This is a genomic window from Pseudomonas sp. SHLD1 (assembly GCF_028640935.1).
Classification (GTDB): Bacteria; Pseudomonadota; Gammaproteobacteria; order Pseudomonadales; family Pseudomonadaceae; genus Chryseomonas; species Chryseomonas aestiva.
On the sequence record NZ_JAQZAD010000006.1, the window covers coordinates 223,168 to 249,342 of the forward strand.

Genomic DNA, 26,175 nt, shown 5'->3' on the forward strand with positions numbered 1-26,175 from the left:
CTGCTAAGGCTATGCCCGGTCCAGGCAGCGTTGACAAGCCAAGGTCCGATTGACGCTGACACCAGGATCACGCCACCCTGCGCCAGCGGCGGCCACCGGGGCCGTCGACCCTATCGGAGCCTGCCATGCCTTTTCTGATCGAGACCTTCGACAAGCCGGACAGCCTGGCCCTGCGCCAGCAGCATCGCCCGGCCCACCTGGATTTCCTGCGCGAGAACGCCGCTGCCCTGCTGGCCTGCGGCGCCAAGCTCAGTGACGATGGCGAGACCGCCACTGGCAGCGTCTATATCGTCGATGTGGAAACCCGCACCGAAGCGGAAGCCTTCATCGCCCGCGATCCTTTCACCAGCGCCGGTCTGCCGGGCGAGGTGCGAATCACCCGCTGGCGCAAGGCGATTCTGGACGGCAAGGCGTTCGTCTGAATCGGCCCCTGGCGGCCTGACCGGCCGCCTCCGCCTTACCGCACCTTGGCTTAAGAACCCCTTAAGACTGGCACAATGCCACCTTAATCAGCGCTGTTCGCTGCCGTTGCAAGTTCACACTTCTAGGAATCGCTTCACAGAAAAGTGATGCAGCGCAAGAAAAGCCGGACTTTTCCCGCCCTCACCGCAAGGAAGCTAACGAACTAGCCTAAGCTCACCGGGCTCAGATGATCTGATGCGCCGACATCCTTTCCCACTCCTGTGGAAACGCTGTCTCGCTTAGCTAGTACAGAGGACTCAGCATGACCAAGACCACGCCTGAAAAGGATCTGCGCATCGAGACGATTCGCGGACTGGCGCTGTTTCTGATGGTAGCGGGCCATGTCATCGGCAGTTCGTCGACCCTGGGCATGAAGGTGCCGGACGAATCGGTGCTGCGCTATCTCTACGATTCTCTCGTCTATGTCCGGATGCCGCTGTTCACCGCAATCTCCGGCTATGTCTATGCGCTCCGCCCGGTGAATACCGGCAGCGACCTGTCGCGCTTCTACCAGGGCAAGTTCAAACGCATCGGCATTCCCCTGCTGGTGGTGTCGACGCTGTTCTTCGCCTTGCAGATGGCGGTGCCCAACACCAACTACAAGCCGCAGCTGACCGACATCTTCAGCATCTACTTCTTCAGCTACGCGCACTTCTGGTTCCTGCAGTCGATCTTCTGCATCTTCGTGGTGATCGCCCTGCTGGAGAAAGCCGGCCTGCTGCTGACCCTGCGCAACTTCGGCCTGGTGTTCGCCGTGGCCCTGGCGGCGTCCTTTGCCTGGGAGAGCTTTCCAGACCTGTTCAGCCTCTACAAGGCGGTGCAGCTGTTCCCCTTCTTCCTTTTGGGCCTGGGTCTCTACCGCTTCGGCGCGCAGCTCATCACCCAACGCAATGTCGTGACCATGGCCGTGGCCCTGGTGATCCTGGTGATCCTGGACCAGGCCTACCTGTTCGAGCTGGTCGATCTCGACGAGACCGACATGGCCATCATCGGTACCGCCCTCGGTCTTGCCGCCATCAGCCTGCTGATCGCCCGCCGCTTCTACTTCAAGCCGCTGGCCTGGCTGGGGTACTTCTCCTTCGAGATCTACCTGTTCCACGTCTTCGGCACCGCCGGTGCACGGATCGTGCTGAACAAGCTGCAGGTGCACGATGTCTGGGTGGTCTTTACCGTCAGCATGGTCATGGGTCTGTTCCTGCCGGTGGCGCTCAAGCTGGTGCTGGAACGGATCAGTCCGCTGCACTTTCTCAGCGTGGCCTTCTTTGGCGCCAAGACGCGCGTCAATCGCGCCACGCCGCCGCTGCAGAAGAAAGCCGCCGCCTAGCCCCACGGGCCACAAAAAACCCACGCCTTGGCGTGGGTTTTTTTGTGGCCTGATCCATCACTCGACGCTGATAACGACACGTCCCCGGGTAGGGCACTGCTCCATGCAGCGGTGGGCCTCGACGAACCGCTCGAAGGGAAAGACCTGTTTGATCTGCGCTTTGAGCAGGCGATCACGGGTCAGCTGGTCAATGTGCTGCAGGGCCTCGCGTACCGCGGCGCAATCGGCTTCCAGGCCCATCTCCGGCTGGCCGGTGAAGTCCTGCACGCAGTGGATGTAGAGCTTGAATTTCTTCTTGAAGGCCGCGCAGGCCGGCAGCGGAGTCTGGTTGCCACCGTTGAGGCCATAGAGCAGCAGCCGGCCGCGGGGCGCCATGGCCTCGCCGAGCAGCGCCAGTTGCGGCCCGCCCAGGGCATCCAGGGCCACGTGCACGCCGACGCCGTCGGTGATGCTGGCGATGCGGCTGACCAGATCCTCTTCCTCGGCGGCGATGACCCGTTCCGCACCCAGCTCCCGGAGGTAGTCACGGTCGCCGGCGTCGTGGGTACTGGCGATGACCCGGGCACCCAGGGCCTTGGCCAGCTGGATGGAGGCCGGGCCGCAGCAGCGGCTGGCATCGGTGATCAGCACCCATTCGCCCGGTTGCAGCCGGGCCTGATGCATCAGCGCGGTATAGACGGTGAGCAGCGGGTTGTAGTGCACCGCGGCTTCCACCGGGGTGAGCACGTCCGGGTAGCGCACCAGGGAGGTGGCCGGATAGACCAGGTCGTCGCCATAGGCCGGGTAGCGATTGATGTCGTGACCCAGAAAACTGGCCACGCGATCGCCTACCGCCAGGTCGGCCACGCCTTCGCCCAGGGCGGTGACCACCCCGGCCAGCTCGCAGCCGAGACCGGCCGGCGGTACGGCCTGCTCGGGGGCCAGATTCTGCCGCCAGAGCACGTCGTACCAGCTCACGCCGATGGCTGCTACCCGCACCAGCACCTCGCCTGGACCCGCCACGGGCGTGGGCCGATCGATGCAGGCGAGCACCTCCGGCGGGCCGAATTCGGTGAACTGGATCAGGCGGGACATGGCATTACCTCGCGTTGATGCCAACCCCGGGACGTTTGCCGAGGCGGACTGCTATGACTAGGACTCTAACCAGCCTTCCCTTAGGATTCTATGCATCCCCATCGATAATGGACATCGGGGGTATCGATCCACTCCCTGCCGGGGCCTGAATGAACCGTACCGATTTGCGTCGCGTCGACCTCAACCTGCTCATCGTGTTCGAGACCCTGATGCTCGAGCGCAGCGTCACCCGTGCCGCGGAAAAGCTGTTTCTCGGCCAGCCGGCGATCAGCGCGGCCCTGGCGCGGCTACGCACCCTGTTCGACGATCCGCTGTTCGTCCGCACCGGGCGCAGCATGGAACCCACCCCGCGGGCTCAGGAGATCGCCGCCCTGCTGTCGCCGGCGCTGGACCAGATCTCCAGCGCGGTGAGCCGCACCCAGAGTTTCGAGCCAGCCAACGCCGACCGAGTATTTCGTGTCGGCCTGTCCGACGACGTCGAATTCGCCCTGCTGCCGCCGCTGCTCAGGCGCATCCGCATCGAGGCACCCGGCACCACCCTGGTGGTGCGGCGGATGAACTACCTGACCGCCGCTGGCATGTTGGCCTCCGGCGAGATCACCGTGGCGGTGGGCTATACCGAGGAGTTGCCGGCCAATGCCAAGCGCCGGCCGGTACGCCGCTTCGGCTTCAAGGTGCTGCGCGCCGACAGCAAGCCCGGGCGCCTGACCCTGGACGAATACTGCGCCCGCCCCCATGCCCTGGTGTCCTATGCCGGCGATCTCACCGGCTATATCGACGAATTGCTCGACAAGCTCGGCCGCCGCCGCCGGGTGGTACTGGCGGTGCCCCAGTTCAATGGCCTGGGGTCACTGCTGGCGGAAACCGATCTGCTGGTGATGGTGCCGGACTACACCGCGCGCCTACTGGCCAGCACCGGCGGCCTCAGGTACGAGGACCCGCCGGAAGAGCTACGCGACGGCAGCCATGAGCTACCCATGGCCTGGAGCGGCGCCCAAGATCACGACCTCGGCGAGCGCTGGCTGAGGTCGCGCATCCAGATGTTCATTGGCGATCCGGACAGTCTCTAGCGCTCGCCAGCGTCGTACCTCTGGTTGCCGCGATGCGTCCGACGATTAGGGATAACGGTTCCCTCGGCACCGTCCGCACCCTTGGCGCCGGGAACGCCGCCAGGCCCAGCGGCGCCGCCCTGCCCCCCGCTACCACCCTTGCCCGGTAGCGCGCCGCTACCGCCTGCGCCACCTGCACCGCCGGCTCCCCCGTTGCCGGCCAGGAACAGGTATTTAGAATGAGCAGGTGCGGGCGTCGGCAAGACCGGCTGGGCGGCCGTTGCCGCGCTGGCCAGTAGCGCGGTGATCAATACCAGGGCGTGGCTAGATAGCAACATCGTCATCCTCCAGCGGGATCTGGGCCGGAGCCTGGAGACCATCGCGGCGCGCATGAGCAAGGCCAGGGTCTGCAGCCCTGCCACTCTAGCCCAGGGCGAACGCCGAGCTGAAGCGCTCTAGGCTGCAGCTCTACACTCAGCGCCATCACCGCCAGCGATACCTACAGTAAAACCATCATCGCCATCGATAAATAAGTTCGAGCCCTTCGATTCGTCGCTGCCCGCGCGCGGCGGCAGACTCGCCTCCCTGACCTCTTTCCACCTCGGGCGGACTCGAACATGGATCTCTTCGCGAAAACCCTCGGCCCCTTGGCCCTGACCTCAACACTGTTCCTGGCCGCCTGCGGCGATTCCCATCCCCAGGCCAGCGCCGCACCGCCCGCGCCCAAGGTGAGCGCCGCCGAGGTGCTGCGCCAGCCGGTGGTGGAATGGGACGAGGTGACCGGCCGCCTGGAAGCGCCCGAGTCCGTGGTGGTGCGTCCTCGCGTCTCCGGCTACGTCGACCGCGTACTCTTCCACGAGGGTGCCCGGGTCAAGCGTGGCGACTTGCTGCTGCAGATCGATCCGCGCCCCTTCCAGGCCGAGGTCAAGCGCCTCGAAGCCGAGCTGCAACAGGCCCGCGCCAGCGCCAGTCGCACCGCCGACGAAGCCGCCCGCGGCGAACGCCTGCGCAGCAGCAACGCCATCTCCGCGGAAATCGTCGAGGCCCGCCGCAGCGCCGCCCAGGAAGCCAAGGCCAGCGTCGCCGCCGCCCAGGCACAACTGGATGCCGCACGCCTGAACCTGGGCTTCACCGAGGTCCGCGCCGCCATCGACGGGCGCGTCGGCCGCGCCGAGGTGACCGCCGGCAACTTGGTCAACGCCGGTGACACGCGTCTCACCACCCTGGTCTCCACCGACAAGGTCTATGCCTATTTCGACGCCGACGAGCGCGTCTTCCTCAAGCAGCAGGCCCTGGCTCGCCAGGGTCAGCGCGGCACGGCCAGCCCGGTCTACATGGCGCTGTCCAACGAGGACGACTTCTCCCACGAAGGCCACATGGACTTCATGGACAACCAGCTCGATCCGCGCACCGGCACCATCCATGGTCGCGCCGTGTTCGATAACGCCGACGGTCGCTTCACCCCGGGGCTCTATGCCCGGCTGCGCCTGGTGGGCAGTGGCACCTACGACGGCACCCTGATCCAGGACGCCGCCGTGGGCACCGACCTGGGCAAGAAATTCGTGCTGGTGGTGGATGGCCAGAGCAAGACGGCCTACCGCACCGTCGATCTGGGTCCGCGCCTGGAAGGCCTGCGCATCGTGCGCAAGGGACTGGAAGCCGGCGATCGCATCGTGGTCAACGGCCTGCAGCGGGTGCGCCCGGGCATGACCGTCGACGCCCAGTCGGTGCCCATGGCCGATGCCACCACCCTGGCTGCCCTCAAGCGCCAGCGCGACGCGGTACTGGCCAGCCTGCCGGCGCCTACCCAGCCGCTCAAGGTGGGTAGTCGCTAACCGCCGCCGTAGACCGCTTCCCAGATCCGATCGACAACGCGACCTCAGAGGTCGCTCCTGCCTCCACCATGAGGCGGGAGCGACCCCGCGTGGCTGCGTTCTGCACGCCTCCTTGCCAGGACATTTCCGATGAACTTCTCCCAGTTCTTCATCCGCCGGCCGATCTTCGCCGCCGTGCTCTCACTGATCATCCTGATCGGCGGGGCCATCTCACTGTTCCAGCTGCCGATCAGCGAATACCCCGAGGTGGTCCCGCCCACCGTGGTGGTGCGCGCCACCTTCCCCGGCGCCAATCCCAAGGTGATCGGCGAGACCGTCGCCGCGCCCTTGGAGCAGGCCATGAACGGCGTGGAGCACATGCTCTACCTGTCGTCCCAGTCGACCGCCGACGGCAAGCTGACCCTGACCATCACCTTCGCCCTGGGCACCAACCTGGATACTGCTCAGGTGCAGGTGCAGAATCGCGTTACCCGCACCCTGCCCAAGCTTCCGGAAGAGGTGCAGCGCCTCGGCGTGACCGCCGACAAGGCTTCGCCGGACCTGGCGATGGTGGTGCACCTGACCTCGCCGGATCAGCGCTACGACATGCTCTATCTGTCCAACTACGCCCTGATCAATGTCAAGGACGAGCTGGCGCGACTGGACGGCGTGGGCGATGTGCAGCTGTTTGGCATGGGCGACTATTCCCTGCGCGTCTGGCTCGATCCGGACAAGGTCGCCTCGCGCGGCCTGACCGCCAGCGACGTGGTCACCGCCATCCGCGAGCAGAATCGCCAGGTCGCCGCCGGTGCCCTCGGCGCACCGCCGGCCCCCGGCAGCACCAGCTTCCAGCTGGCCATCAACACCCAGGGCCGCCTGGTGGATGAGGAAGAGTTCGCCAACATCATCGTGCGCGCCGGCAGCGACGGCCAGATCACCCGGCTGCGCGACATCGCCCGCATCGAACTGGGCTCCAACCAGTACGCCCTGAGATCCCTGCTGAACAACCAGCCGGCGGTGGCCATCCCGATCTTCCAGCGCCCCGGCAGCAATGCCATCGACCTGTCAAACCAGGTGCGCGCCAAGATGGCCGAGCTCAAGCAGAGCTTCCCCCAGGGCATGGACTACGAGATCGTCTACGACCCCACCATCTTCGTGCGCGGCTCCATCGAAGCCGTGGTGCATACGCTGTTCGAAGCCATCATCCTGGTGGTGCTGGTGGTGATCCTGTTCCTGCAGACCTGGCGCGCCTCCATCATTCCCCTGGTGGCGGTACCGGTGTCGCTGATCGGTACCTTCGCGGTGATGCACGCCTTCGGCTTCTCGCTCAATGCGCTGTCGCTGTTCGGCCTGGTGCTGGCCATCGGCATCGTGGTGGACGACGCCATCGTGGTGGTGGAAAACGTCGAACGAAACATCGGCCTGGGCCTGGAACCGGTGGCGGCCACCCGGCGCGCCATGAGCGAGGTGACCGGGCCCATCATCGCCACCGCCCTGGTGCTCTGCGCGGTGTTCGTGCCGACCGCCTTCATCTCCGGTCTCACCGGGCAGTTCTATCGCCAGTTCGCCCTGACCATCGCCATCTCCACGGTGATCTCGGCCTTCAACTCCCTGACCCTGTCGCCGGCCCTGGCCGCAGTGCTGCTCAAGGGCCACGACGCGCCCAAGGACCGTTTCTCGCGCCTGCTCGACCGGCTGTTCGGTGGCTGGCTGTTCGCCCCCTTCAACCGCTTCTTCGAAAAGGCCAGCCACGGCTATGTCGGCGCCGTGCGCCGGGTGCTGCGCGGTAGCTCCATCGTGCTGGTGCTCTATGTGGTGCTGCTGGGCCTGACCGGCCTGGGTCTGGTGAAGACGCCGACCGGCTTCGTGCCGCCCCAGGACAAGCAGTACCTGGTGGCCTTCGCCCAGTTGCCCGACGCCGCCACCCTGGATCGCAGCGAAGAGGTCATCCGCCGCATGTCGGCCATCGCCCTCAAGCACCCGGGCGTGGAAAGCACCGTGGCCTTCCCCGGCCTGTCCATCAATGGCTTCACCAACAGCCCCAACAGCGGCATCGTCTTCGTGACCCTGAAGCCCTTCGAGGAGCGCCGTGATCCCCAGCTGTCGGCCGGCGCCATCGCCGCCCAGCTGAACGGCGAATTCGCCGCCATCCAGGAATCCATCATCGCCATCTTTCCGCCGCCACCGGTGCAGGGACTGGGCAGCATCGGCGGCTTCCGCCTGCAGGTGGAGGACCGCGGCAACCTGGGCTACGAAGAGCTCTACGCCCAGACCCAGAGCGTGCTGGCCAAGGCGCGGCAGCTGCCGGAACTGGCGCCGGAGTCGCTGTTCACCAGCTACCAGGTCAACGTGCCGCAGATCGATGCCCACATCGATCGCGAGAAGGCCAAGACCCACGGGGTGCCCATCGACGCCATCTTCGACACCCTGCAGGCCTACCTGGGCTCGGTCTACGCCAACGATTTCAATCGCTTCGGCCGTACCTTCCAGGTCAACGTCCAGGCCGACCAGCGCTTCCGCCTGGAGCCCGAGCAGATCGGCCAGCTCAAGGTGCGCAACGACCGCGGCGAGATGGTGCCCCTGTCCACCTTCGTCAAGATCAGCGACACCGCCGGCCCTGATCGGGTGATGCACTACAATGGCTTCCTCACCGCCGAAATCAACGGCGCGCCGGCCCCGGGCTACAGCTCCGGCCAGGCTCAGGCGGCCATCGAGGGGCTGCTCAAGCAGGAGCTGCCCAACGGCATGACCTTCGAATGGACCGAGCTGACCTACCAGCAGATCCTCTCCGGCAATACCGCCCTGCTGGTGTTCCCGCTCTGCGTGCTGCTGGCCTTCCTGGTGCTGGCCGCCCAGTACGAGAGCTGGAGTCTGCCGCTGGCAGTGATCCTGATCGTGCCCATGACTCTGCTTTCGGCCATCACCGGGGTGATCCTGGCCGGCAGCGACAACAACATCTTCACCCAGATCGGCCTGATCGTGCTGGTGGGCCTGGCGTGCAAGAACGCCATCCTCATCGTCGAGTTCGCCAAGGACCAGCAGGCCACCGGCAAGGACCGCGTCGCCGCGGTGCTGGAGGCTTGCCGCCTGCGCCTGAGACCCATCCTGATGACCAGCTTCGCCTTCATCATGGGGGTGGTGCCCTTGGTGACCTCGACCGGGGCCGGTGCCGAGATGCGCCATGCCATGGGCGTCGCCGTGTTCTCCGGAATGCTCGGGGTGACTTTCTTCGGCCTGCTGCTCACGCCGTTGTTCTATGTGCTGGTACGCGCCTTCGTGGAGCGTCGCCAGGCCCGCTCCGCCGTTGCCCAGGAGGCCCAGGCATGAAGGCTTTCGCTCCCCTGCTGCTGGCGCTGGCGGTCTCCGCCTGCGCCGTCGGTCCGCACTACCAGGCGCCCGAGCAGGCGCCCGCGCAACTCCAGGCCAGCCAGCAGCCCGCGGTCTACGACCAGGGGCGCTTCGAGACACTCTGGTGGCGCCAGTTCGAGGACCCGACCCTCAACGCCCTGGTCGCCAGCAGCCTGGACGGCAACCGCGAATTGCGCGCGGCCTTCGCCCGGCTGCGTGCCGCCCGCGCCCTGCGCGATGACGACGCCAACGACCTCTATCCCACGGTCACCAGCCGCGCCAGCAGCCAGCTCGGCAAGGCCCAGCAGCCCGGCCTGACCGAAGAGCGAGTTAACAGCGAGCGCTATGACCTGGGCATGGACATGGCCTGGGAGCTGGACCTGTTCGGTCGCGTGCGCCATACCCTGGAAGCCAGCGATGCCCGCGCCGAAGCCGCGGCCTCCGACCTCGCCGGCCTGCAGGTCAGCCTGATCGCCGAACTGGTGGACGCCTACGGCGACCTGCGCGGCGCCCAGCTGCGCGAACGCATCGCCCGGGACAACCTGGGCAACCAGCGCGAGGCGCGCCGCCTGACCGTGACCCTCAGAGACGAAGGCATGGGCAGCGACCTGGACGTGCAGCGCAGCGAGGCGCGCCTGGCGGCCACCGAAGCCAGCCTGCCGGAATTCCAGGCCCAGGCCACCCGCGCGCGCAACCGCATCGCCACCCTGCTCGGCCAGCGCCCGGATGCGCTGAGCGTGGATCTCTCGCCCAAGGCCCTGCCCGCCATCGCCAAGCGCCTACCCATCGGCGATCCCGGCGAACTGCTGCGCCGCCGTCCGGACGTGGCGGCCGCCGAACGCCGGCTGGCCGCCGCCACCGCCGACGTTGGCGTGGCCACCGCCGATCTGTTTCCGCGGGTCAGTCTCTCCGGCTTTCTCGGCTTCACCGCCGGACGCGGCTCGCAGATCGGCAGCAGTGCCGCCCGCGCCTGGGGCCTTGGCCCGAGCATCAGCTGGGCGGCCTTCGACCTGGGCAGCGTGCGCGCCCGCCTGCGCGGCGCCCGTGCCGGTTCCGACGAGGCCCTGGCCAACTACGAGCAGCAGGTGCTGACCGCCCTGGAAGAGAGTGCCAACGCCTTCAGCGACTATGGCCGTCGCCAGGAGCGCCTGCAGGCGCTGATCCGCCAGTCGGTGGCCAGCCGCGCCGCTGCCGACCAGGCCGAGATCCGCTACCGCGAGGGCGGTACCGACTTCCTGGTACTGCTGGACGCCCAGCGCGAACGCCTGGCCGCCGAGGACCAGCAGGCCCAGGGCGAAATCGAGCTCTATCGCGGCATCGTCGCCCTCTACAAGGCTCTGGGTGGCGGCTGGGACGTCCAGCCCGCCCGTCTCGCCCAGGGCAACGCTTCCCCCGCGCCGGCGCGCTAACCGCCGGCGCTTACCCCCGACACGCGTGTTCTCTTGCTCCTTTGGCGTGTCGGGTTTTTTCTTCCGCTCCCCGGTGCGGTGCCTCGGGCACCGCACCGGGGAGCTCTCCTCCGCGCAGATCTGAGCAAAAGCCCGTCCCAGAGGTCTCAGTGAGACCCTGACAGCGCCCGCCGGGCGTTTGCGTCCTGCGCTGAACGCGGCATGCCTGTTTCCTAATATTTTGTAAGGGAGACGGAGATGGGATTTTGTGGTCTCTCTTTTATTATCACCTTAGGTTATTAAACCTTCGGTTCTTGTACGAAACTCGAACATCGATTTCTTCGCTTCTCGCCGTCTTGGCGATCGCTGCGTGGATGGATCGAATGCCGCTCGAGGTCTGAGGGAGCCCCATCTACCAACCGCCGTGAGGCGGCTCAGTTAAAGGATGCAGGCATGGTATTGGCGCTGATCATCGCGTTGCCCTTCCTGGGAACACTGCTGTCGCTGGCGACCGATCGCTTCGGCCGGCGCGCCTGCGCCCTGGGCACTGCCGTGGCCCCCGCCCTGGCCCTGGCCCTGCTGGCCACGCAACTGCCCGCGGTCCTGGACGGTGCCGTGCTGCTGCACCGGGTCGACTGGTTGCCGGTGCTGGGGCTGAATCTCAGCCTGCGTCTGGACGGCCTGGGGCTGATGTTCGCGCTGATGATCCTAGTCATCGGCCTGCTGGTGATCCTCTATGCCACCTATTACCTGAGCAAGGATGAAAAGGTCGGGCGCTTCTTCGCCTACCTGCTCTTGTTCATGGGCGCCATGCTGGGCGTGGTGCTGGCGGAGAATCTGCTGCTGCTGATGGTGTTCTGGGAGCTGACCAGCCTGTCGTCCTTCCTCTTGATCGGCTTCTGGAGCCACAGCAAGGAAGCCCGCCAGGGCGCGCGCATGGCCCTGACCGTCACCGGCGGCGGCGGCTTGGCCCTGCTCGCCGGCATCCTCCTGCTCGGCCATATCGTCGGCAGTTTCGAGCTCACCGACGTTCTCGCCGCCGGCCCGTTGATCACCGGCCATGCCCTCTATCCGCTGGCGCTGATCCTGGTGCTGCTCGGCGTCTTCACCAAGTCCGCGCAATTCCCCTTCCACTTCTGGCTGCCCCAGGCCATGGCCGCACCGACACCGGTCTCGGCCTATCTGCACTCGGCGACCATGGTCAAGGCTGGGGTCTTCCTGCTGGCGCGCCTCTATCCGGCACTGGCCGACTCCGAGTGGTGGTTCTACATCGTCACCCTCACCGGCCTCACCACCCTGGTGGTGGGCGCCATCCTGGCGCTGTTCCAGCACGACCTCAAGGGCCTGCTGGCCTACTCCACCATCAGCCACCTGGGGCTGATCACCCTGCTGTTCGGTCTGGACACCCAGCTGTCCACCGTGGCGGCGGTGTTCCACATCCTCAACCACGCCACCTTCAAGGCCTCGCTGTTCATGGCAGCCGGCATCATCGACCACGAGACCGGCAGCCGCGACATGCGCCGCCTGGCCGGACTCTGGCGCTACATGCCGCACACCGCGGTGCTGGCCATGGTCGCCGCCGCGGCCATGGGCGGGGTGCCGCTGCTCAACGGCTTCCTGAGCAAGGAGATGTTCTTCAACGAGACCCTCAACCACGGCCTGTTCGGCAGCTTCAGCTGGATCGTACCGGCGGTGGCGGTGCTCTACGGGGTCTTCTCGGTGGCCTATTCGCTGCGCTTCATCCATGACGTCTTCTTCAACGGCGAGCCGCGCGACCTGCCCCACTACCCGCCCCACGAGCCGCCGCGCTACATGAAGATCCCGGTGGAGATCCTGGTGCTGCTCTGCCTGCTGGTGGGCGTGGTGCCGGGCTACACCGTGGCGCCGCTGCTGGCCGCCGGGGCCAGCGCCGCCCTTGGCGGCAGCCTGCCCGACTACAGCCTGGCCATCTGGCACGGCTTCAACACCGCCCTGGTGATGAGCATCCTGGCCATGGTCGGCGGCGTGCTGGTCTATGCCTTCCGCCAGCCGCTGTTCCGCTGGCAGCAGGGCCTACCCGACATCGATGCCCTCCAGGTCTTCGAGAAGAGCATGAGTCGGCTGACGGGCTTCGCCCAGCGCCTGACCCTCGGCCTGGAAAGCGGCTCGCTGCAGCGCTACATCACGCTCATGCTGCTGGCCACGGTGGTGCTGCTGGTGGCGGCGCTGTCGGGTCTCGATACCCTGACCGGTCCGGTCGCTCTGTCGCCCTTCGATCCGCTCACCGCCCTGGGGTTGGGCATCCTGATGCTGACCGCGGTGCTGACCGTCTATTTCCACCGCAACCGCCTCAAGGCACTGATGGCCCTGAGCACCGTGGGCCTGATCGTCGCCCTGCTGTTCGCCCGCTACTCGGCGCCAGACCTGGCGCTGACCCAGCTGTCGGTGGAGGTGGTGACGGTCATCCTGCTGGTATTGGCGCTGTTCTTCATGCCCGATCGCACGCCCATCGAATCCAGCAGCCTGCGCGCCCTGCGCGATGTCCTGCTGGCCGGCGGCCTGGGGCTGCTAGTGGCCCTGCTGGCCTATGCCGTGCTGACCCGTCCCTATACGCACATCGGCGACTTCTTCCTGGCCAACTCGGTGTCCGGCGGTGGCGGCTACAACGTGGTCAACGTCATCCTGGTGGACTTCCGCGGCTTCGATACCCTTGGTGAGGTGACGGTACTGGCCATCGCCGCAGCGGGTATCTACGGCCTGCTCAAGCATCTGCACCTGCCGCATCCGCTGGTCGACCCCAAGGGCACGCCCTGGTCCCGCGACAGCCACCCGATGATCCTCGACAACGTGGCACGGCTGCTGCTACCTCTGGCCCTGCTGGTATCGGCCTTTATCTTCATCCGCGGACACAACCTGCCGGGAGGCGGCTTCATCGCTGGCCTGGTCACCGCCATTGCCCTGATCCTGCAGTACGTGGCCCATGGCGTGGCCTGGACGCAGCGCCGCCTGCCGATCAGCTACCACGCCATCTGCGGCGCGGGGGTACTAATCGCCGCCCTGACGGGGCTGGGTTCGCTGGCGTTTGGCCGGCCCTTCCTGACCACCGCCTTCGATTACTTCGCCATCCCCCTGGTCGGCAAGACCGAACTGGCCACCGCACTGATCTTCGACCTTGGCGTCTATCTCGCCGTGGTCGGCGCCACGTTGCTGATTCTCTCCAACCTGGGCCATGTCAGCCGGGACGAGAAGGACACCGACGGTTCCAGCCAGGAGGTGCTCTAACATGGAAATCCTGTTCTGCACGACCCTCGGGGTTCTGGTCGCCACCGGCGTCTACCTGTTGCTCAGGGCGCGCCTCTATCCGGTGGTGCTTGGTCTCACCCTGCTGTCCTATGCGGTCAATCTCTTCCTGTTCGCCATGGGTCGTCTGCGTACCGGCGTGCCGGCGGTCATCGGCAAGGCCGCCGAGCACGCCGATCCGGTGCCCCAGGCGCTGGTGCTCACCGCCATCGTCATCGGCTTCGCCATGACCGCCTTCGTGGTTGCCCTGTCACTGCGTGCCCTGGGTGAATTGCGCACCGACCACGTGGATGGCGAGGAGCCGCGCCGATGAACCCTCTGCTCATCCTGCCCATCCTCATCCCGCTGTTTACCGGCGGCTTCCTGCTGATGCGTCCGCGCCTCTCCGTAACCGCCTCGCGCTGGGTGTCGCTGCTGGCCACCGGGAGCCTGCTGCCGCTGGCGCTGCTGCTCCTGCAGCGCGCCAATGGCGGCCAGCTGGAGGTCTATGCGCTGGGCGACTGGCCGGCACCCTTTGGCATCGTCCTGCTGCTGGATCGCCTGGCCGCGCTGATGCTGACCACCGTGGCGGTACTGGCCGCGGGTGCGGCGCTCTATGCCTGCCGTGGCGACGACGAACGCGGTCCGGATTTCCATGCGCTGTTCCAGTTCCAGCTGCTGGGGATCAACGGTGCCTTCCTCACCGGCGACCTGTTCAATCTCTTCGTCTTCTTCGAGATCCTGCTGATCGCCTCCTATGCCCTGCTGGTGCACGGCGCCGGACCGGACCGGATACGCGCCGGCCTGCACTACGTGGTGCTCAACCTGGTGGGCTCGGCGCTGTTCCTGATCGGCATCGGCCTGCTCTATGGCCTGCTCGGCACCCTGAACATGGCCGATCTGGGCCTGAGGGTCGCCAGCGCCGACCCCGAGCGCGCGCCCCTGTTGGCCGCTGCGGGCTTCCTGCTGCTGGTGGTATTCGGCCTCAAGGGCGCCATCCTGCCGCTGTACTTCTGGCTGCCCAGCGCCTATTCGGCGGCCAGCGCGCCGGTCGCCGCCCTGTTCGCCATCATGACCAAGGTCGGGCTCTACGCCATCGTCCGCGTCTTCCTGCTGGTGTTCGGCACCGCCGCCGGCCCGCTCGCCCACTATGTGCTGCCCTGGCTCTGGCCGCTGGCGGCGATCACCCTGGCCGCCGGCGTATTCGGTGCCCTGGCCGCCCATCATCTCAAGGCGCTGCTCGGCTATCTGGTGGTCATCTCGGTCGGCATGCTGCTGACCGGCGTCGCCCTGGGCAGCGTCTCCGGCTTGGCCGCCGCGCTGTTCTATCTGGTACACAGCACCTGGATTGCCGGTGCGCTGTTCCTGCTGGCCGATCTCATCGCCCAGCAGCGTGGCGGGCACGGCGACCTGCTCAAGAGCGGTCCGCCGCTGCGTCACCCACGGTTGCTCGGCGGCCTGTTCTTTCTCGGGGCGATCTCCGTTGCCGGCCTGCCGCCCTTCCCCGGCTTCCTCGGCAAGGTGATGCTCCTGCAGGCCACTGGCACCGCCTGGCCGGCGCTGATCATCTGGCCGGTGGTGCTGCTGGGTGGGCTGGGCATGCTCATCGCCCTGTCCCGTGCCGGGACCACGCTGTTCTGGCGCGGCAAGGGTGCCGCCCTGGACGGGCATCTTGATCGCGTCCAACTCGTCGCCACCCTGGGTCTGCTGCTGGGCAGTCCGCTACTGGTCGCGCTGGCCGCTCCGCTGCATACCTATGCCCTGGAGACCGCCCGGCAGTTGCTGGACGTCGCTCCCTACTTCGACATCGTCCGGGGGGGCGGCCCATGAAGCACTGGCGCCTATTGCCACATCCGCTGCTTACCCTGCTGCTGACCCTCGCCTGGCTGCTGCTCAACAACAGCCTGAGTCTGGGCCAACTGCTCCTCGGGCTGTTCCTCGGCTGGGGCATTCCGCTGCTGTGCCGGGACTTCCTGCTGCGGACACCACGATTGCGGCGGCCCGGGTTGCTGCTGCGCTACATGCTAGTGGTGCTGTACGACATCGTCGTTGCCAACCTGCATGTCGCCCGTCTGGTGCTGGGCCGTCCCGAGGCCCTCCGGCCGGCCTTCATCGAGGTGCCCATCGACATCGAGGACGAATTCCTGCTCACCCTGCTGGCCTGCGTGGTGTCCCTGACCCCCGGCACCGTGTCCTCAGGTCTCAGCGGCGATCACAAGACCCTGCTGCTGCACGGTCTTGATGTCCCCGACAAGGACGAGGTGATTCGCCAGGTCAAGACGCGCTATGAAGCCCCGCTCAAGGAGATCTTCGAATGCTCACCTACGTGACCCTGCTGTGCCTGGGGATGATGGGCGTGGCCGCCGTGCTCAACGTCTATCGCCTGGTGAAGGGACCGGACATCCCGGATCGGGTGCTGGCCCTGGATACGCTCTACATCAACGTCCTGGCGATCATCATCCTATTCGGCATCTGGCTGGCTACCGACGTCTTCTTCGAAGCGGCGCTGCTCATCGCCGTGACCGGCTTCGTCGGCACCGTGGCGCTGGGCAAGCACATGCTGCATGGCGAAATCATCGATTAACGGAGCCCTATCCCATGCCTTTCTGGCTCGAACTCCTGATCTGCGCCCTGCTGCTCATCGGCAGCAGCTTCGCCCTTATCGGCGCCATCGGCCTATACCGGCTGCCGGACTTCTTCATGCGCCTGCACGGCCCGACCAAGGCCACCACCCTGGGCGTGGGCAGCACCATCGTCGCCTCGATGCTGTTCTTCAGCGTCCAGGGCGAGGGTCTCAGCCTGCACGAACTGCTGATCGCCCTGTTCATCTTCATCACCGCGCCGGTCAGCGCCCACATGCTAGCCCGCGCCGCCATCCAGCAGAAGGTCAAGCAGGTCGAGCGCACCGACGGCCAGCCCTGGCGCTAGGACTGGCCGCGCACCGCTCGCCGCGCCGGAGCGGGCGAGTCGCCAGCGGTCCTAGCGACCGCCACTGACCTTGCTGAAGTCCTGGCGGCCGAAGGGGTTGGGCTGGTAGCCCTCGACGCCGCTTCTGGCCAGCACCGTCACCGTCGGGTGCGCCAGTGGCAGCCACAGCGCTTGGTCGTGGATGATGCGCTGCGCCTGGTGATACACCGTGGCACGTGCCATCTGGTCGGACAGGGTCTTGCCCTTGCTGATGGCGCCGTCCAAGGTCTTGTCGCAATAGCGGGCGAAATTCAGGCCCGACTGCACCGAGGCGCAGGAGAATTGCGGCGTCAGGTAGTTGTCCGGGTCGCCGTTGTCGCCGGCCCAGCCCATGAACAGCAGGTCGTGCTCGCCGGTCTTGGCGCGGCGGATCAGTTCGCCCCACTCGATCACCTGGATCTGCGCATCGACGCCGATCTTCTTCAGGTCGGCCTGCAGCATCTGGGCGCCCAGTTGCGGATTGGGATTGAGCAGACTGCCGCTGGGGCGCGTCCAGATGGTGGTCTTGAAGCCGTCCTTGAGGCCCGCCTGGGCCAGCAGCGCCTTGGCCTTGGCCGGGTCATAGGGATAGGCCGGCACGTCCTTGGCATAGCCCCAGGTGGTAGGCGGATAGACGTTGTCGGCAGCCACCGCGGTGTCCTGGAACACCGCCTTCAGATAGCTCTGCTTGTCGAACGCCAGGTTGATGGCCTGGCGCACCTTGATGTTGTCCAGCGGCGGATGGCTGGTGTTGATGCCGACGAAGGCGGTCATGAAAGCCGGCGTCTGCAGCACCTGCAGGCTCTTGTCCTCCTGGGCGCTCTGCAGATCCTGGGGCTTGGGCGACAGGGCGATCTGGCACTCGCCGCGCTTGAGTCGCTGCAGGCGCACCGCCGAATCCGGAGTGATGGCATAGATCAGCCCATCCAGCTTGGGCTTGCCGGCGAAGTAGTCCGGATTGGCGACGTAGCGCACCGCGGCATCCTTCTGGTAGCGCTTGAAGATGAAGGGGCCGGTGCCTATGGGTTCGTCGTTGAGCTGGGCGGTCTTGCCGGCCTTGAACAACTGCTCGGCGTATTCGGCGGAGTAGATGGAAGCGAAGCCCATGCTCAGGGTCGGCAGGAAAGTGGCGTCCGGGCTGTTGAGCACGATGCGCACGCCGAGGTCACTGGTCTTTTCCACACTCTTGATCAGCTTGGGCCACTGCATCGACTGGGCATGGGGATAGCCGCTCTTGGCCACCGCGTGCCAGGGGTGATCCTTGTCCAGCATGCGCTGGAAGCTGAACACCACGTCGTCGGCGGTCAGGGTACGGCTGGGGGTGAAGTAGTCGGTGTGGTGAAACTTCACGTCCGGGCGCAGGGCGAAATCATAGGTCAGGCCGTCGCTCGATACCGTCCAGCTCTGCGCCAGGCTCGGCACCAGCTTGGCTTCGCTGGCGTCGTATTCCACCAGGCGATTCATCAGCACGTCGGCCGAGGCATTGGTGGTGGTCAGGGAGTTGTACTGCACCACGTCGAATCCATCCGGACTGGCTTCGGTACAGACGCTGAGCGTGGCGGCCTGCGCCATCAGGGGCGCGAAGAGCAGAGGCAAGGCGGCGAGACGCATAGAACGATTCCTTGTGGATCCGAAGTGGGCAGACGGCGCCTGGATGGCTGGCAACGGCTGACGGGCGCTGCGGGCGGTCGTCTGACGGCCGTGGATTGAAAATGGCAGTGGCTCTAAACTAGACCACCCGTCCGTCCGTCACAATGCTTCTGACCGACGAACGGTTGGCATTCCGGCCGGGCTCGCACAGCGCCCGGTGCGCGGGCATTTCATCCGTCGCCCTACCTTGTTATGCCAGAGTACTTCTGGTATAAAACAGCGCTCTTTTTTCGGGGTATGGCCGCTTCAGGTCCCCGGCATTTGCCGGCTCTCCCCGTCAAAACAGGAATCAATACAGTTACAAGCGGCCAACCCATGCCGGGTTTGGCATGAGGTTTATGAGGGCTGAGCCATGTCGAGAGTTTGCCAAGTAACCGGTAAGGGTCCGATTACTGGGAACAACGTTTCCCACGCTAACAACAAAACCCGTCGTCGTTTCCTGCCGAATCTGCAGCACCACCGTTTCTGGGTAGAATCCGAGAAGCGCTTCGTGCGTCTGCGCGTTTCTGCCAAGGGCATGCGTATCATCGACAAGCGCGGTATCGAAACCGTACTGTCCGAGCTGCGTAGCCGCGGCGAAAAATTCTAAGGGGATTCGTCATGCGTGAATTGATCCGTTTGATTTCCAGTGCCGGTACCGGCCACTTCTACACCACTGACAAGAACAAGCGCACCAAGCCCGAAAAGATCGAAATCAAGAAATTCGATCCGGTCGTGCGCAAGCATGTCATGTACAAGGAAGGCAAGATCAAGTAATTGATCGCCCCTTGAACAAGAAACCCGCCTCGGCGGGTTTTTTGTTGTCTGGCGTCTGGCCCGGCGGCGGGCGCCGCCGGAGCCTGGTCAGCGGCTCACTTGAACTGGCCTGTCAGCTCGCGCAGGGCGGCTTCGGCGCCAAGGATCTTCTGCATGCATTCCCGCGCCTTGGTCGGATCGATGCTCAGGCGCGCATAGAGGTCGTCGGGAATCGGCTGGGCCGGACCGTTGCCGATGCCCTCGGCACGCAGCAGCTGCACAGCGAGGAAGATCAGGTTGGGATAGACCGCCTGTTCGCCCTGATAGGCCGGATCGCCCTGGAAGCGCAGCGCCGTCACCACCTCTTCGGGCATCTCCCAGCAGCGCATCAGGGCCGCGCCGATCTGCTCGCGGGTGATGCCCAGCAGGTGGTGCTCGATCACCTGGTGATCGAGCTGGCGGTTGGCCTCCAGATGGCGGCAGATCAGCGAGAAGTGCGGCGGAAAGACGTGGGCCAGCACCAGATAGCCGAAGTTGTGCAGCAGGCCGCCGAGATAGGCCAGGCCCATCTCCGGTCGCTCCGCGCGCGGCATGGCGCGCGCCAGACCCTCGATCAGGGCGGCGGTGTAGATGGCCTGCTTCCAGTAGGGCGTCTCGTGCTGGGCCTGGTCGCTGGGCAGGCTCAGGGTCTTGCCCAGGGCCAGGCCAAGGGCCAGGTTGATCACCAGGTCGAAGCCCAGCACCCGCACGATGGCATCTTCCACCGAGCGGATCTTGCCAGGCGCGGCATAGTAGGGCGAGGCGGCCCAACTGATCACCTGGGCCGCCAGCGCCGGGTCGGTCTCCACCACATTGGCTAGGTCGTCCACCGTAGCGTCGGGGTCGACCCGCAGCTTGATGACCTTTTCCGCGGTCTTGGACAGCGGCGGGATCTCCAGCGTCTCCTCCAGGCGCTGGCGGATGCGCCGCGCAGTGAAGGCGGTGGCGGCATGGAGGATTTCCGCCTCGTCGCGCTCCGGTTGCCGCAGATTGGGCTGGATACCGGCCGCCGGGATGCCGAAGCTGCCGGCGGTGGCCTGATTCAGCAGGCGTCTATAGTCAGATGTTTCAACTTCCAGCAGCAGCGAGCGCTCACCGGATTCCAGCAGCAGTCGGGGCGCTTCCAGCAGACGCTCGTCATACAGGCAGGGGGAATTGGTCAGCGACGGCAGCCCCGGCAGTACATCCAGTTCGTAGCGCTCGAGGGTGCGCATCAGCCGCTCCGGCGCCACCACCGTCAGCTGCCGCCCGGTGAATTCCACCAGCCGGCGCAGATCCAGCAACTGATCCTCGGGCAGCAGCACCAGCAGCATGCCGACGCTGTCGCTCAGGAGCACCGTATGCACCCGATTCGCCTGCGGCTGGCGCGTCGTCGCCGGGGTCGGCCGATAGGCCAGGTTCAGCTGGGCAAGCAACTGCTGGATCGAAGGGGGAACCTCAGGGAGGGGCGAAGCGAGCGCTACATCGGTCATGGCATTTTCTTCCTCACGTACGCCCTGGAGTATAACCATTCGGCTTCGTAGGTAGCGTCGTCTGTATAAGCTTTGTCAAACCTGGCCGTATTGCTGCCCGTGGCGCAACCAGCGCTCCAGCAGCGGACCGGCATGACTGGGCCAGCGCGCCAGCAACTCCTGGGCAGCATCCCGGACCGCCGGCAGCCAGTGGGCGTCGCGTATCAGGTCGGCCACCTTGAACTGCAGCAGACCGGTCTGGCGGGTCCCCAGCATCTCGCCTGGGCCACGCAACTCCAGATCCTTCTCGGCAATGATGAAGCCGTCGTTGGTCTCGCGCATGATCGCCAGCCGCTCGCGACCGATCTGCGACAGCGGCGGATGGAACAGCAGCACGCAATAGCTCACGGCACTGCCCCGCCCGACGCGACCCCGCAGCTGGTGCAACTGGGCCAGACCCAGGCGTTCGGGATTCTCGATGATCATCAGACTAGCGTTGGGCACGTCCACCCCGACCTCGATCACCGTGGTGGCCACCAGCAGTTGCAGATTGCCGGCCTTGAACTCGGCCATCACCGCGGCCTTTTCCGCCGGTTTCATGCGCCCGTGGATCAGCCCGACGTGCAATTCGGCCAGGGCCAGCTGCAATTCCTCGTAGGTGGTCTCGGCCGCCTGACAGGTGAGTTCCTCGGATTCCTCGATCAGGGTGCAGACCCAGTAGGCCTGGCGCCCTTCGTGACAGGCGGCGCGCACCCGCTCCACCACCTCCTCGCGACGGCTGTCGGTGACGCTCACGGTATTGACCGGCGTCCGTCCCGGCGGCAGTTCGTCGAGCACCGAGGTGTCCAGGTCGGCGTAGGCGCTCATGGCCAGGGTGCGCGGGATGGGGGTGGCGGTCATGATCAGCTGGTGCGGTGCCAGGCGGCCGTCGACGCCCTTCTGGCGCAGGGCCAGGCGCTGCTGCACGCCGAAGCGGTGCTGTTCGTCGATCACCACCAGCGCCAGGCGGGCGAAGCGCACCTCGTCCTGGAACAGCGCATGGGTGCCCACCACCATGGGCGCCCCTGCGGCGATGCGCTCCAGGGAGCTGGCGCGGGCCTTGCCCTTGAGCTTGCCGGCCAGCCAGGCCACCTCGATGTCGAGAGCGGCGAACCAGCGCTGGAAGTTGAGGAAGTGCTGCTCGGCGAGGATCTCGGTGGGCGCCATCAGCGCCACCTGGTAGCCGGCCTCGATGGCCTGCAGGGCAGCCAGCGCGGCGACCACCGTCTTGCCCGCGCCCACGTCGCCCTGCACCAGCCGCAGCATGGGCTCGGACTGCGCCAGGTCATGGGCGATCTCGCGGCCCACGCGCTGCTGGGCACCGGTGGGGGTGAAGCCGAGGTTGTCCAGGTACAGCTGCGGCAGCCGGCGAGCGGCCGGCAAGGGTACCGCGCGCTGGGCGCGCAGGGTTTCGCGCAGGCGCTGCAGGGACAGCTGGTGGGTCAGCAATTCTTCGAAGACCAGCCGCTCCTGGGCCCAGTGCCGGCCCTCGGCCAGCTCTTCCAGGTCGGCGTCCGGCGGCGGCCGGTGCAGATAGCGCAGGGCATCGGCCAGCGGCCCCAGGCGATAGTGCTCGGCCATCTCCGGCGGCAGCCAGTCGGGCAGGGATTCGGGCCCGAGCCGCTCCAGCGTTTGGGCGCTGAGCTGGCGCAGGCGCAGCTGGGTGAGGCCTTCGGTGGTCGGGTAGATGGGCGTCAGCGTCTGCTCGACCGGCGCCGGGGCGTTCTCGTCCTGGGCGCGGTATTCGGGATGGTAGATCTCCAGGCCCGAGGCACCGGGGCGCACCTCGCCATAGCAGCGCAGCAGGGTGCCACGCTTGAGGCCGTCCTTTTGCGCCTGGCTGAAGTGGAAGAATCTCAGCGACAGGGTGCCGCTGCCGTCCTGCAAGCGCACCAGCAGGCTGCGGCGGCGCCCCATGAGCACCTCGGCGGAGGCGACCATGCCCTCCACCACCGCGTCCTGACCGGGCCGCAGGGCGCCGATGGGTACGATGCGGGTGCGGTCCTGGTAGCGCAGCGGCAGGTGGAAGAGCACGTCCTGCAGGGTTTCCAGGCCGACCCGGGCGAGTTTCTCCTGCAGGGCGGCGCCGACCCCCTTGAGGGCGGTGACCGGCGTCGCGGCCAGTTCACTCATGCCGGCTGCACGACGCCCTTGGCTTCAGGCCGCGCCACCGAGCAGAGGCGGACCGAGTCGGCCAGCACCTCGATGGCCTTGGGCCGCGGAAAGCTGGCGCGCCAGGCGATGGCCACGGTGCGGTAGGGCACCGGCCGCTCGAAGGGCCGTACCTCGATGATCCCCGGCGCATAGTGATGACTCTCCACCGCCGAGAACGGCAGCACCGAGACGCCCAGGCCCGAGGCCACCATGTGGCGAATGGTTTCCAGCGAAGACGACTCCACCGTGGAATTCTTGTTTTCCTCGTGCTTGCGCACGGTTGGGCAGGCTTCCAGGACCTGGTCGCGGAAGCAGTGGCCTTCGCCCAGCAGCAGCAGGCTCTTGTCGCTCAGCTGGTTCTGCGGAATGGCCTTGAGCTTGGTCCAGGGGTGCCGCGCCGGCATCATCACGTAGAAGGGCTCGTCGTACAGCGGCAGGGTCAGGACGTCCGGCTCGTTGAACGGCAGGGCGAGGATGACGGCATCCAGCTCACCGGTACGCAGCTTGTCGCGCAGCAGGTGGGTGAAGTTTTCCTCGATGTACAGCGGCATCTCCGGCGCCACCCGGTTGAGCTGCGGGATGAGGTGCGGAAAGAGATAGGGCCCGATGGTGTAGATGGCGCCGATCTTCAGCGGCGCGGTGAGCTGGTTCTTGCCGGCCTGGGCCAGCTCGCGGATGCCCTGGGCCTGCTCCAGCACCTTCTGCGCCTGGGCGACGATGCCCTCGCCGGTGGGGGTGAGGCGCACGGCACTCTTGCTGCGCTCGAAGATCAGAATGCCCAGCTCGTCCTCGAGCTTCTTGACGCCCACCGACAGCGTCGGCTGGCTGACGTGGCAACGCTCGGCAGCTCGGCCAAAGTGCTGTTCCTGGGCGAGCGTGACGATATAGCGCAGTTCAGTCAGGGTCATAGTCAAATTCCATGGGGTGCCGGCCAATCTTAGCGGCTGTCTCTATCAACGGCCAAGCGCGACGGGCAGCTGCCTGTTCTCCCGGGTTGGACCACGGCCAGGCGCAGGCTACCCTGGCCGTCTGTCCAGGCCTTTGCAGAAGGAAACACCGATGAGCACCATCCTGATCGCCGGTTGCGGCGATGTCGGCAGCCGTCTTGGTCTGCAACTGGTCGCCCAGGGCCATCGCGTCTTCGGCCTCAGACGCAACATCGCCGCCCTCCCCGCCGAATTGCTGCCGGTCGCGGGCGATCTCGCCGACACCGTGCCCCCGGCCGCCTGGCCGCGCGAACCCCTCGACCAGGTGGTCTATGCCACCGCCGCGACCCACCATGACGAAGCCGGCTATCGCGCCGCCTATGTCGATGGCTTGCGCCATCTGCTGGGCTGGCTGGCCGCCTGCGACCAGCGACCGCAACGGTTGCTGTTCGTCTCCAGCAGCGGCGTCTATGCCCAGGGCGACGGCGCCTGGGTCGACGAAACCGCCCCTGCCGAACCCGAGCGCTTTTCCGGACGCATCCTGCGCGAGGCGGAAGACCTGGCGCTGGGCAGTGGCCTGCCCGCCAGCGTGGTCCGCCTGACCGGTATCTACGGCCCGGGCCGCGAGGCACTGCTGCGCCAGGTGCGCGAGGGCTCCCGGGTGACCCGCGAACCGCCGCTGTATGGCAATCGCATCCATGTCGAGGACGCCGCCGGCCTGCTGGCGCTGCTGCTGCAGCGGGATCGCGAAGGGATCGCCCTGGACGCATTCTATCTGGGCGTGGACGACGATCCGGCGCCGCTGGACGAGGTGGTGGACTGGCTGCGGGCGCGCCTGGGCATCACCTTCTGGTCCGACGAAGCCCAGCTGCGCCGCGCCGGCAGCAAGAGGTGCCGCAACGCCCGCGCCCGGGCGCTGGGCTGGACGCCCCGCTACCCCAGCTATCGCGAAGGCTACGCGGCCATTCTCGACCGCTGAAACGACAGAGCCCGGCAGGGGGCCGGGCTCCGGACTGGAACGGCGACGCCCTTAGTCGCGGAGGGCTTCGCCACGGGTGGCCTGAGGACGTTCCTCGGCCTTGGCGGCGCTCTTCAGGTGCGGCAGGGCCGCCCAGTAGGCGGCGCCCTTCTCGGCGTCGTAGAGGCCTTCCCACTTGGCGATGACCAGCGCGGCCAGGGCGTTGCCAATCACGTTCAGGGCGGTACGCGCCATGTCCATGATGCGATCCACACCGGCGATGAAGGCCAGGCCTTCCAGCGGAATGCCGACGCTGCCGAGGGTGGCCAGGAGCACCACGAAGGAGACGCCCGGCACGCCGGCGATGCCCTTGGAGGTGACCATCAGGGTCAGCACCAGCAGCAGTTGCTGGCTCAGCGACAGGTCGATGCCATAGAGCTGGGCGATGAACAGCGCCGCGATGCTCTGGTAGAGGGTGGAGCCGTCCAGGTTGAAGGAGTAGCCGGTGGGCACCACGAAGCTGGTGATGGACTTGGGCGCGCCATAGGCCTCCATCTTCTCGATGATGCGCGGCAGCACGGTTTCCGAACTGGCGGTGGAATAGGCCAGGATCAGCTCGTCCTTGAGGATGCGGATGATGCGGAAGATCGAGAAGCCGAACAGCTTGGCCACCAGGCCCAGCACGCCGAGGGCGAAGAAGCCGATGGCGACGTAGACCAGCACCACCAGCTTGGCCAGCGGCAGCAGGGAGGCGAAGCCGAAGTTGGCCACGGTTACCGCGATCAGGGCGAAGACGCCGATGGGGGCGTAGTTCATGATCATGTGGGTGACCTTGAACATGGCCTCGGAAATGCCCTGGAAGACGCGCACCACGGGCTCGCGGGTGGCTTCCGGCAGAGCGCCCAGGCCCAGGCCGAACATCACCGCAAAGAAGATGATCGGCAGCATCTCGCCACGGGCGACGGCGGCGAAGACGTTGGACGGGATCAGGTTGAGGATGGTCGCGATGAAGGCATGGTCATGCTGCACCTCCGCGGTGGTCTTCTGGTACTGGGAGATGTCGGTGGTGCCCAGGGTGCTCATGTCGATGCCGGCACCGGGTTGCACGCTGTCGGCGAAGAACAGGCCGACGACGATGGCCAGGGTGGTGACGATCTCGAAGTAGAGGATGGTTTTGAGGCCGATACGACCGAGCTTCTTGGAGTCGCCGACGCCGGCGATACCGACCACCAGGGTGGCGATGACGATGGGCACCACGATCATCTTGATCAGCCGGATGAAGATATCGCCGGCCGGCTTGAGGACGTTCGAGATCCACCAGGCCTTCTCGGCGCTGAAGTGATTGAGCAGTGCGCCGACGGCGATCCCCAGCACGAGGCCGATAAGGATCTGCCACGCGAGGCTGAGCTTGGGCTTGGTCATGTACCGACACCTTTGTTCTATTTGGATGGAGTTCGGGACGAACGTCACCGTGCCGGGTCGTGATGCGCAAAGCGCATGCAACGCCAACGTGGAGGTGCGTTCAGGCTGCGGAAGCGGTGCTCGAAAAGGACGAGGAGC

21 protein-coding genes are annotated in these 26,175 nt (G+C 66.3%); 15 read left to right on the plus strand and 6 right to left on the minus strand.

The features are described 5' to 3' along the window. Positions 1-125: 125 nt before the first annotated feature. Both PVZ77_RS01055 and PVZ77_RS01060 read left to right on the plus strand, forming a co-directional pair. On the plus strand, positions 126-422 hold the full coding sequence (locus tag PVZ77_RS01055) for a YciI family protein (RefSeq protein WP_058791723.1): 297 nt from the start codon (positions 126-128) through the stop codon (positions 420-422). A 302-nt stretch (positions 423-724) separates the two neighbouring features. Further along, positions 725-1,786, plus strand: a complete 1,062-nt coding sequence (locus PVZ77_RS01060; protein WP_273805651.1) for an acyltransferase family protein — start codon at positions 725-727, stop codon at positions 1,784-1,786. A gap of 57 nt (positions 1,787-1,843) precedes the next feature. Here the strand turns inward: PVZ77_RS01060 and PVZ77_RS01065 are convergent, their stop codons facing one another. Next, on the minus strand, positions 1,844-2,860 hold the full coding sequence (locus PVZ77_RS01065; RefSeq protein ID WP_273805650.1) for a zinc-dependent alcohol dehydrogenase family protein: 1,017 nt from the start codon (positions 2,858-2,860) through the stop codon (positions 1,844-1,846). Between the two features lie 149 nt (positions 2,861-3,009). On the opposite strand from PVZ77_RS01065, the gene PVZ77_RS01070 reads away from it, so the two are divergent. The 10 genes from PVZ77_RS01070 to PVZ77_RS01115 all read left to right on the plus strand — a co-directional run bounded on the left by PVZ77_RS01070 (position 3,010) and on the right by PVZ77_RS01115 (position 16,645). After that, positions 3,010-3,930, plus strand: coding sequence for a LysR family transcriptional regulator (locus PVZ77_RS01070; protein WP_273805649.1), 921 nt, complete (start codon positions 3,010-3,012; stop codon positions 3,928-3,930). A gap of 596 nt (positions 3,931-4,526) precedes the next feature. Further along, positions 4,527-5,744, plus strand: a complete 1,218-nt coding sequence (locus PVZ77_RS01075) for an efflux RND transporter periplasmic adaptor subunit (RefSeq protein ID WP_133860010.1) — start codon at positions 4,527-4,529, stop codon at positions 5,742-5,744. A 129-nt stretch (positions 5,745-5,873) separates the two neighbouring features. After that, a complete protein-coding gene (locus PVZ77_RS01080; protein WP_273805648.1) occupies positions 5,874-9,050 on the plus strand; it encodes an efflux RND transporter permease subunit in 3,177 nt (1,058 codons plus the stop codon). After that, positions 9,047-10,480: an efflux transporter outer membrane subunit gene (locus PVZ77_RS01085; protein WP_273805647.1), complete on the plus strand. Its 1,434-nt coding sequence runs from the start codon at positions 9,047-9,049 to the stop codon at positions 10,478-10,480. The genes PVZ77_RS01080 and PVZ77_RS01085 overlap by 4 nt, the downstream gene beginning before the upstream one ends. A gap of 432 nt (positions 10,481-10,912) precedes the next feature. After that, entirely contained in the window at positions 10,913-13,720 is a 2,808-nt protein-coding gene (locus PVZ77_RS01090; RefSeq protein WP_273805646.1) for a monovalent cation/H+ antiporter subunit A, read from the plus strand. A 1-nt stretch (position 13,721) separates the two neighbouring features. Beyond that, on the plus strand, positions 13,722-14,051 hold the full coding sequence (locus PVZ77_RS01095; RefSeq protein ID WP_058791729.1) for a Na+/H+ antiporter subunit C: 330 nt from the start codon (positions 13,722-13,724) through the stop codon (positions 14,049-14,051). Beyond that, a complete protein-coding gene (locus PVZ77_RS01100; protein WP_273805645.1) occupies positions 14,048-15,547 on the plus strand; it encodes a monovalent cation/H+ antiporter subunit D in 1,500 nt (499 codons plus the stop codon). Before PVZ77_RS01095 ends, PVZ77_RS01100 begins: the two co-directional genes overlap by 4 nt. After that, complete coding sequence (locus PVZ77_RS01105) at positions 15,544-16,047, plus strand: Na+/H+ antiporter subunit E (RefSeq protein WP_273805644.1); 504 nt, start codon at positions 15,544-15,546, stop codon at positions 16,045-16,047. Before PVZ77_RS01100 ends, PVZ77_RS01105 begins: the two co-directional genes overlap by 4 nt. Further along, entirely contained in the window at positions 16,032-16,301 is a 270-nt protein-coding gene (locus tag PVZ77_RS01110) for a K+/H+ antiporter subunit F (RefSeq protein WP_059228879.1), read from the plus strand. The genes PVZ77_RS01105 and PVZ77_RS01110 overlap by 16 nt, the downstream gene beginning before the upstream one ends. 14 nt (positions 16,302-16,315) lie before the next feature. Next, positions 16,316-16,645, plus strand: coding sequence for a Na+/H+ antiporter subunit G (locus tag PVZ77_RS01115; protein WP_059228877.1), 330 nt, complete (start codon positions 16,316-16,318; stop codon positions 16,643-16,645). 51 nt (positions 16,646-16,696) lie between these two features. Here PVZ77_RS01115 and PVZ77_RS01120 read toward each other — a convergent pair whose 3' ends face one another. After that, on the minus strand, positions 16,697-18,274 hold the full coding sequence (locus PVZ77_RS01120; protein WP_273805643.1) for an ABC transporter substrate-binding protein: 1,578 nt from the start codon (positions 18,272-18,274) through the stop codon (positions 16,697-16,699). Positions 18,275-18,665: 391 nt separating this feature from the next. Between PVZ77_RS01120 and rpmB the strand changes: the two genes are divergently transcribed. Together rpmB and rpmG are read left to right on the plus strand one after the other, a co-directional pair. Then, the gene (rpmB, locus tag PVZ77_RS01125; protein ID WP_007159903.1) at positions 18,666-18,902 is read left to right on the plus strand and encodes a 50S ribosomal protein L28; all 237 of its coding nucleotides are present in this window, start codon (positions 18,666-18,668) and stop codon (positions 18,900-18,902) included. A gap of 11 nt (positions 18,903-18,913) precedes the next feature. Then, the gene (gene rpmG, locus PVZ77_RS01130) at positions 18,914-19,069 is read left to right on the plus strand and encodes a 50S ribosomal protein L33 (protein ID WP_007159904.1); all 156 of its coding nucleotides are present in this window, start codon (positions 18,914-18,916) and stop codon (positions 19,067-19,069) included. A 95-nt stretch (positions 19,070-19,164) separates the two neighbouring features. On the opposite strand, the gene PVZ77_RS01135 is transcribed toward rpmG, so the two are convergent. The 3 genes from PVZ77_RS01135 to PVZ77_RS01145 form a co-directional block, all read right to left on the minus strand. Continuing rightward, a complete protein-coding gene (locus PVZ77_RS01135) occupies positions 19,165-20,559 on the minus strand; it encodes an aminoacyl-tRNA deacylase and HDOD domain-containing protein (protein WP_273805642.1) in 1,395 nt (464 codons plus the stop codon). 75 nt (positions 20,560-20,634) lie between these two features. Beyond that, positions 20,635-22,710 carry an ATP-dependent DNA helicase RecG gene (recG, locus tag PVZ77_RS01140; RefSeq protein ID WP_273805641.1) on the minus strand — a complete coding sequence of 692 codons (2,076 nt, stop codon included), beginning with the start codon at positions 22,708-22,710 and terminating at the stop codon, positions 20,635-20,637. Continuing rightward, complete coding sequence (locus tag PVZ77_RS01145) at positions 22,707-23,639, minus strand: hydrogen peroxide-inducible genes activator (RefSeq protein WP_007159908.1); 933 nt, start codon at positions 23,637-23,639, stop codon at positions 22,707-22,709. The genes recG and PVZ77_RS01145 overlap by 4 nt, the downstream gene beginning before the upstream one ends. Positions 23,640-23,790: 151 nt before the next feature. Here PVZ77_RS01145 and PVZ77_RS01150 point away from each other — a divergent pair, with 151 nt between their 5' ends. After that, complete coding sequence (locus PVZ77_RS01150) at positions 23,791-24,636, plus strand: NAD-dependent epimerase/dehydratase family protein (RefSeq protein WP_273805640.1); 846 nt, start codon at positions 23,791-23,793, stop codon at positions 24,634-24,636. A gap of 51 nt (positions 24,637-24,687) precedes the next feature. Here PVZ77_RS01150 and gltP read toward each other — a convergent pair whose 3' ends face one another. After that, positions 24,688-26,037, minus strand: coding sequence for a glutamate/aspartate:proton symporter GltP (gene gltP / locus PVZ77_RS01155; protein WP_273805639.1), 1,350 nt, complete (start codon positions 26,035-26,037; stop codon positions 24,688-24,690). Between the last annotated feature and the right edge of the window lie 138 nt (positions 26,038-26,175).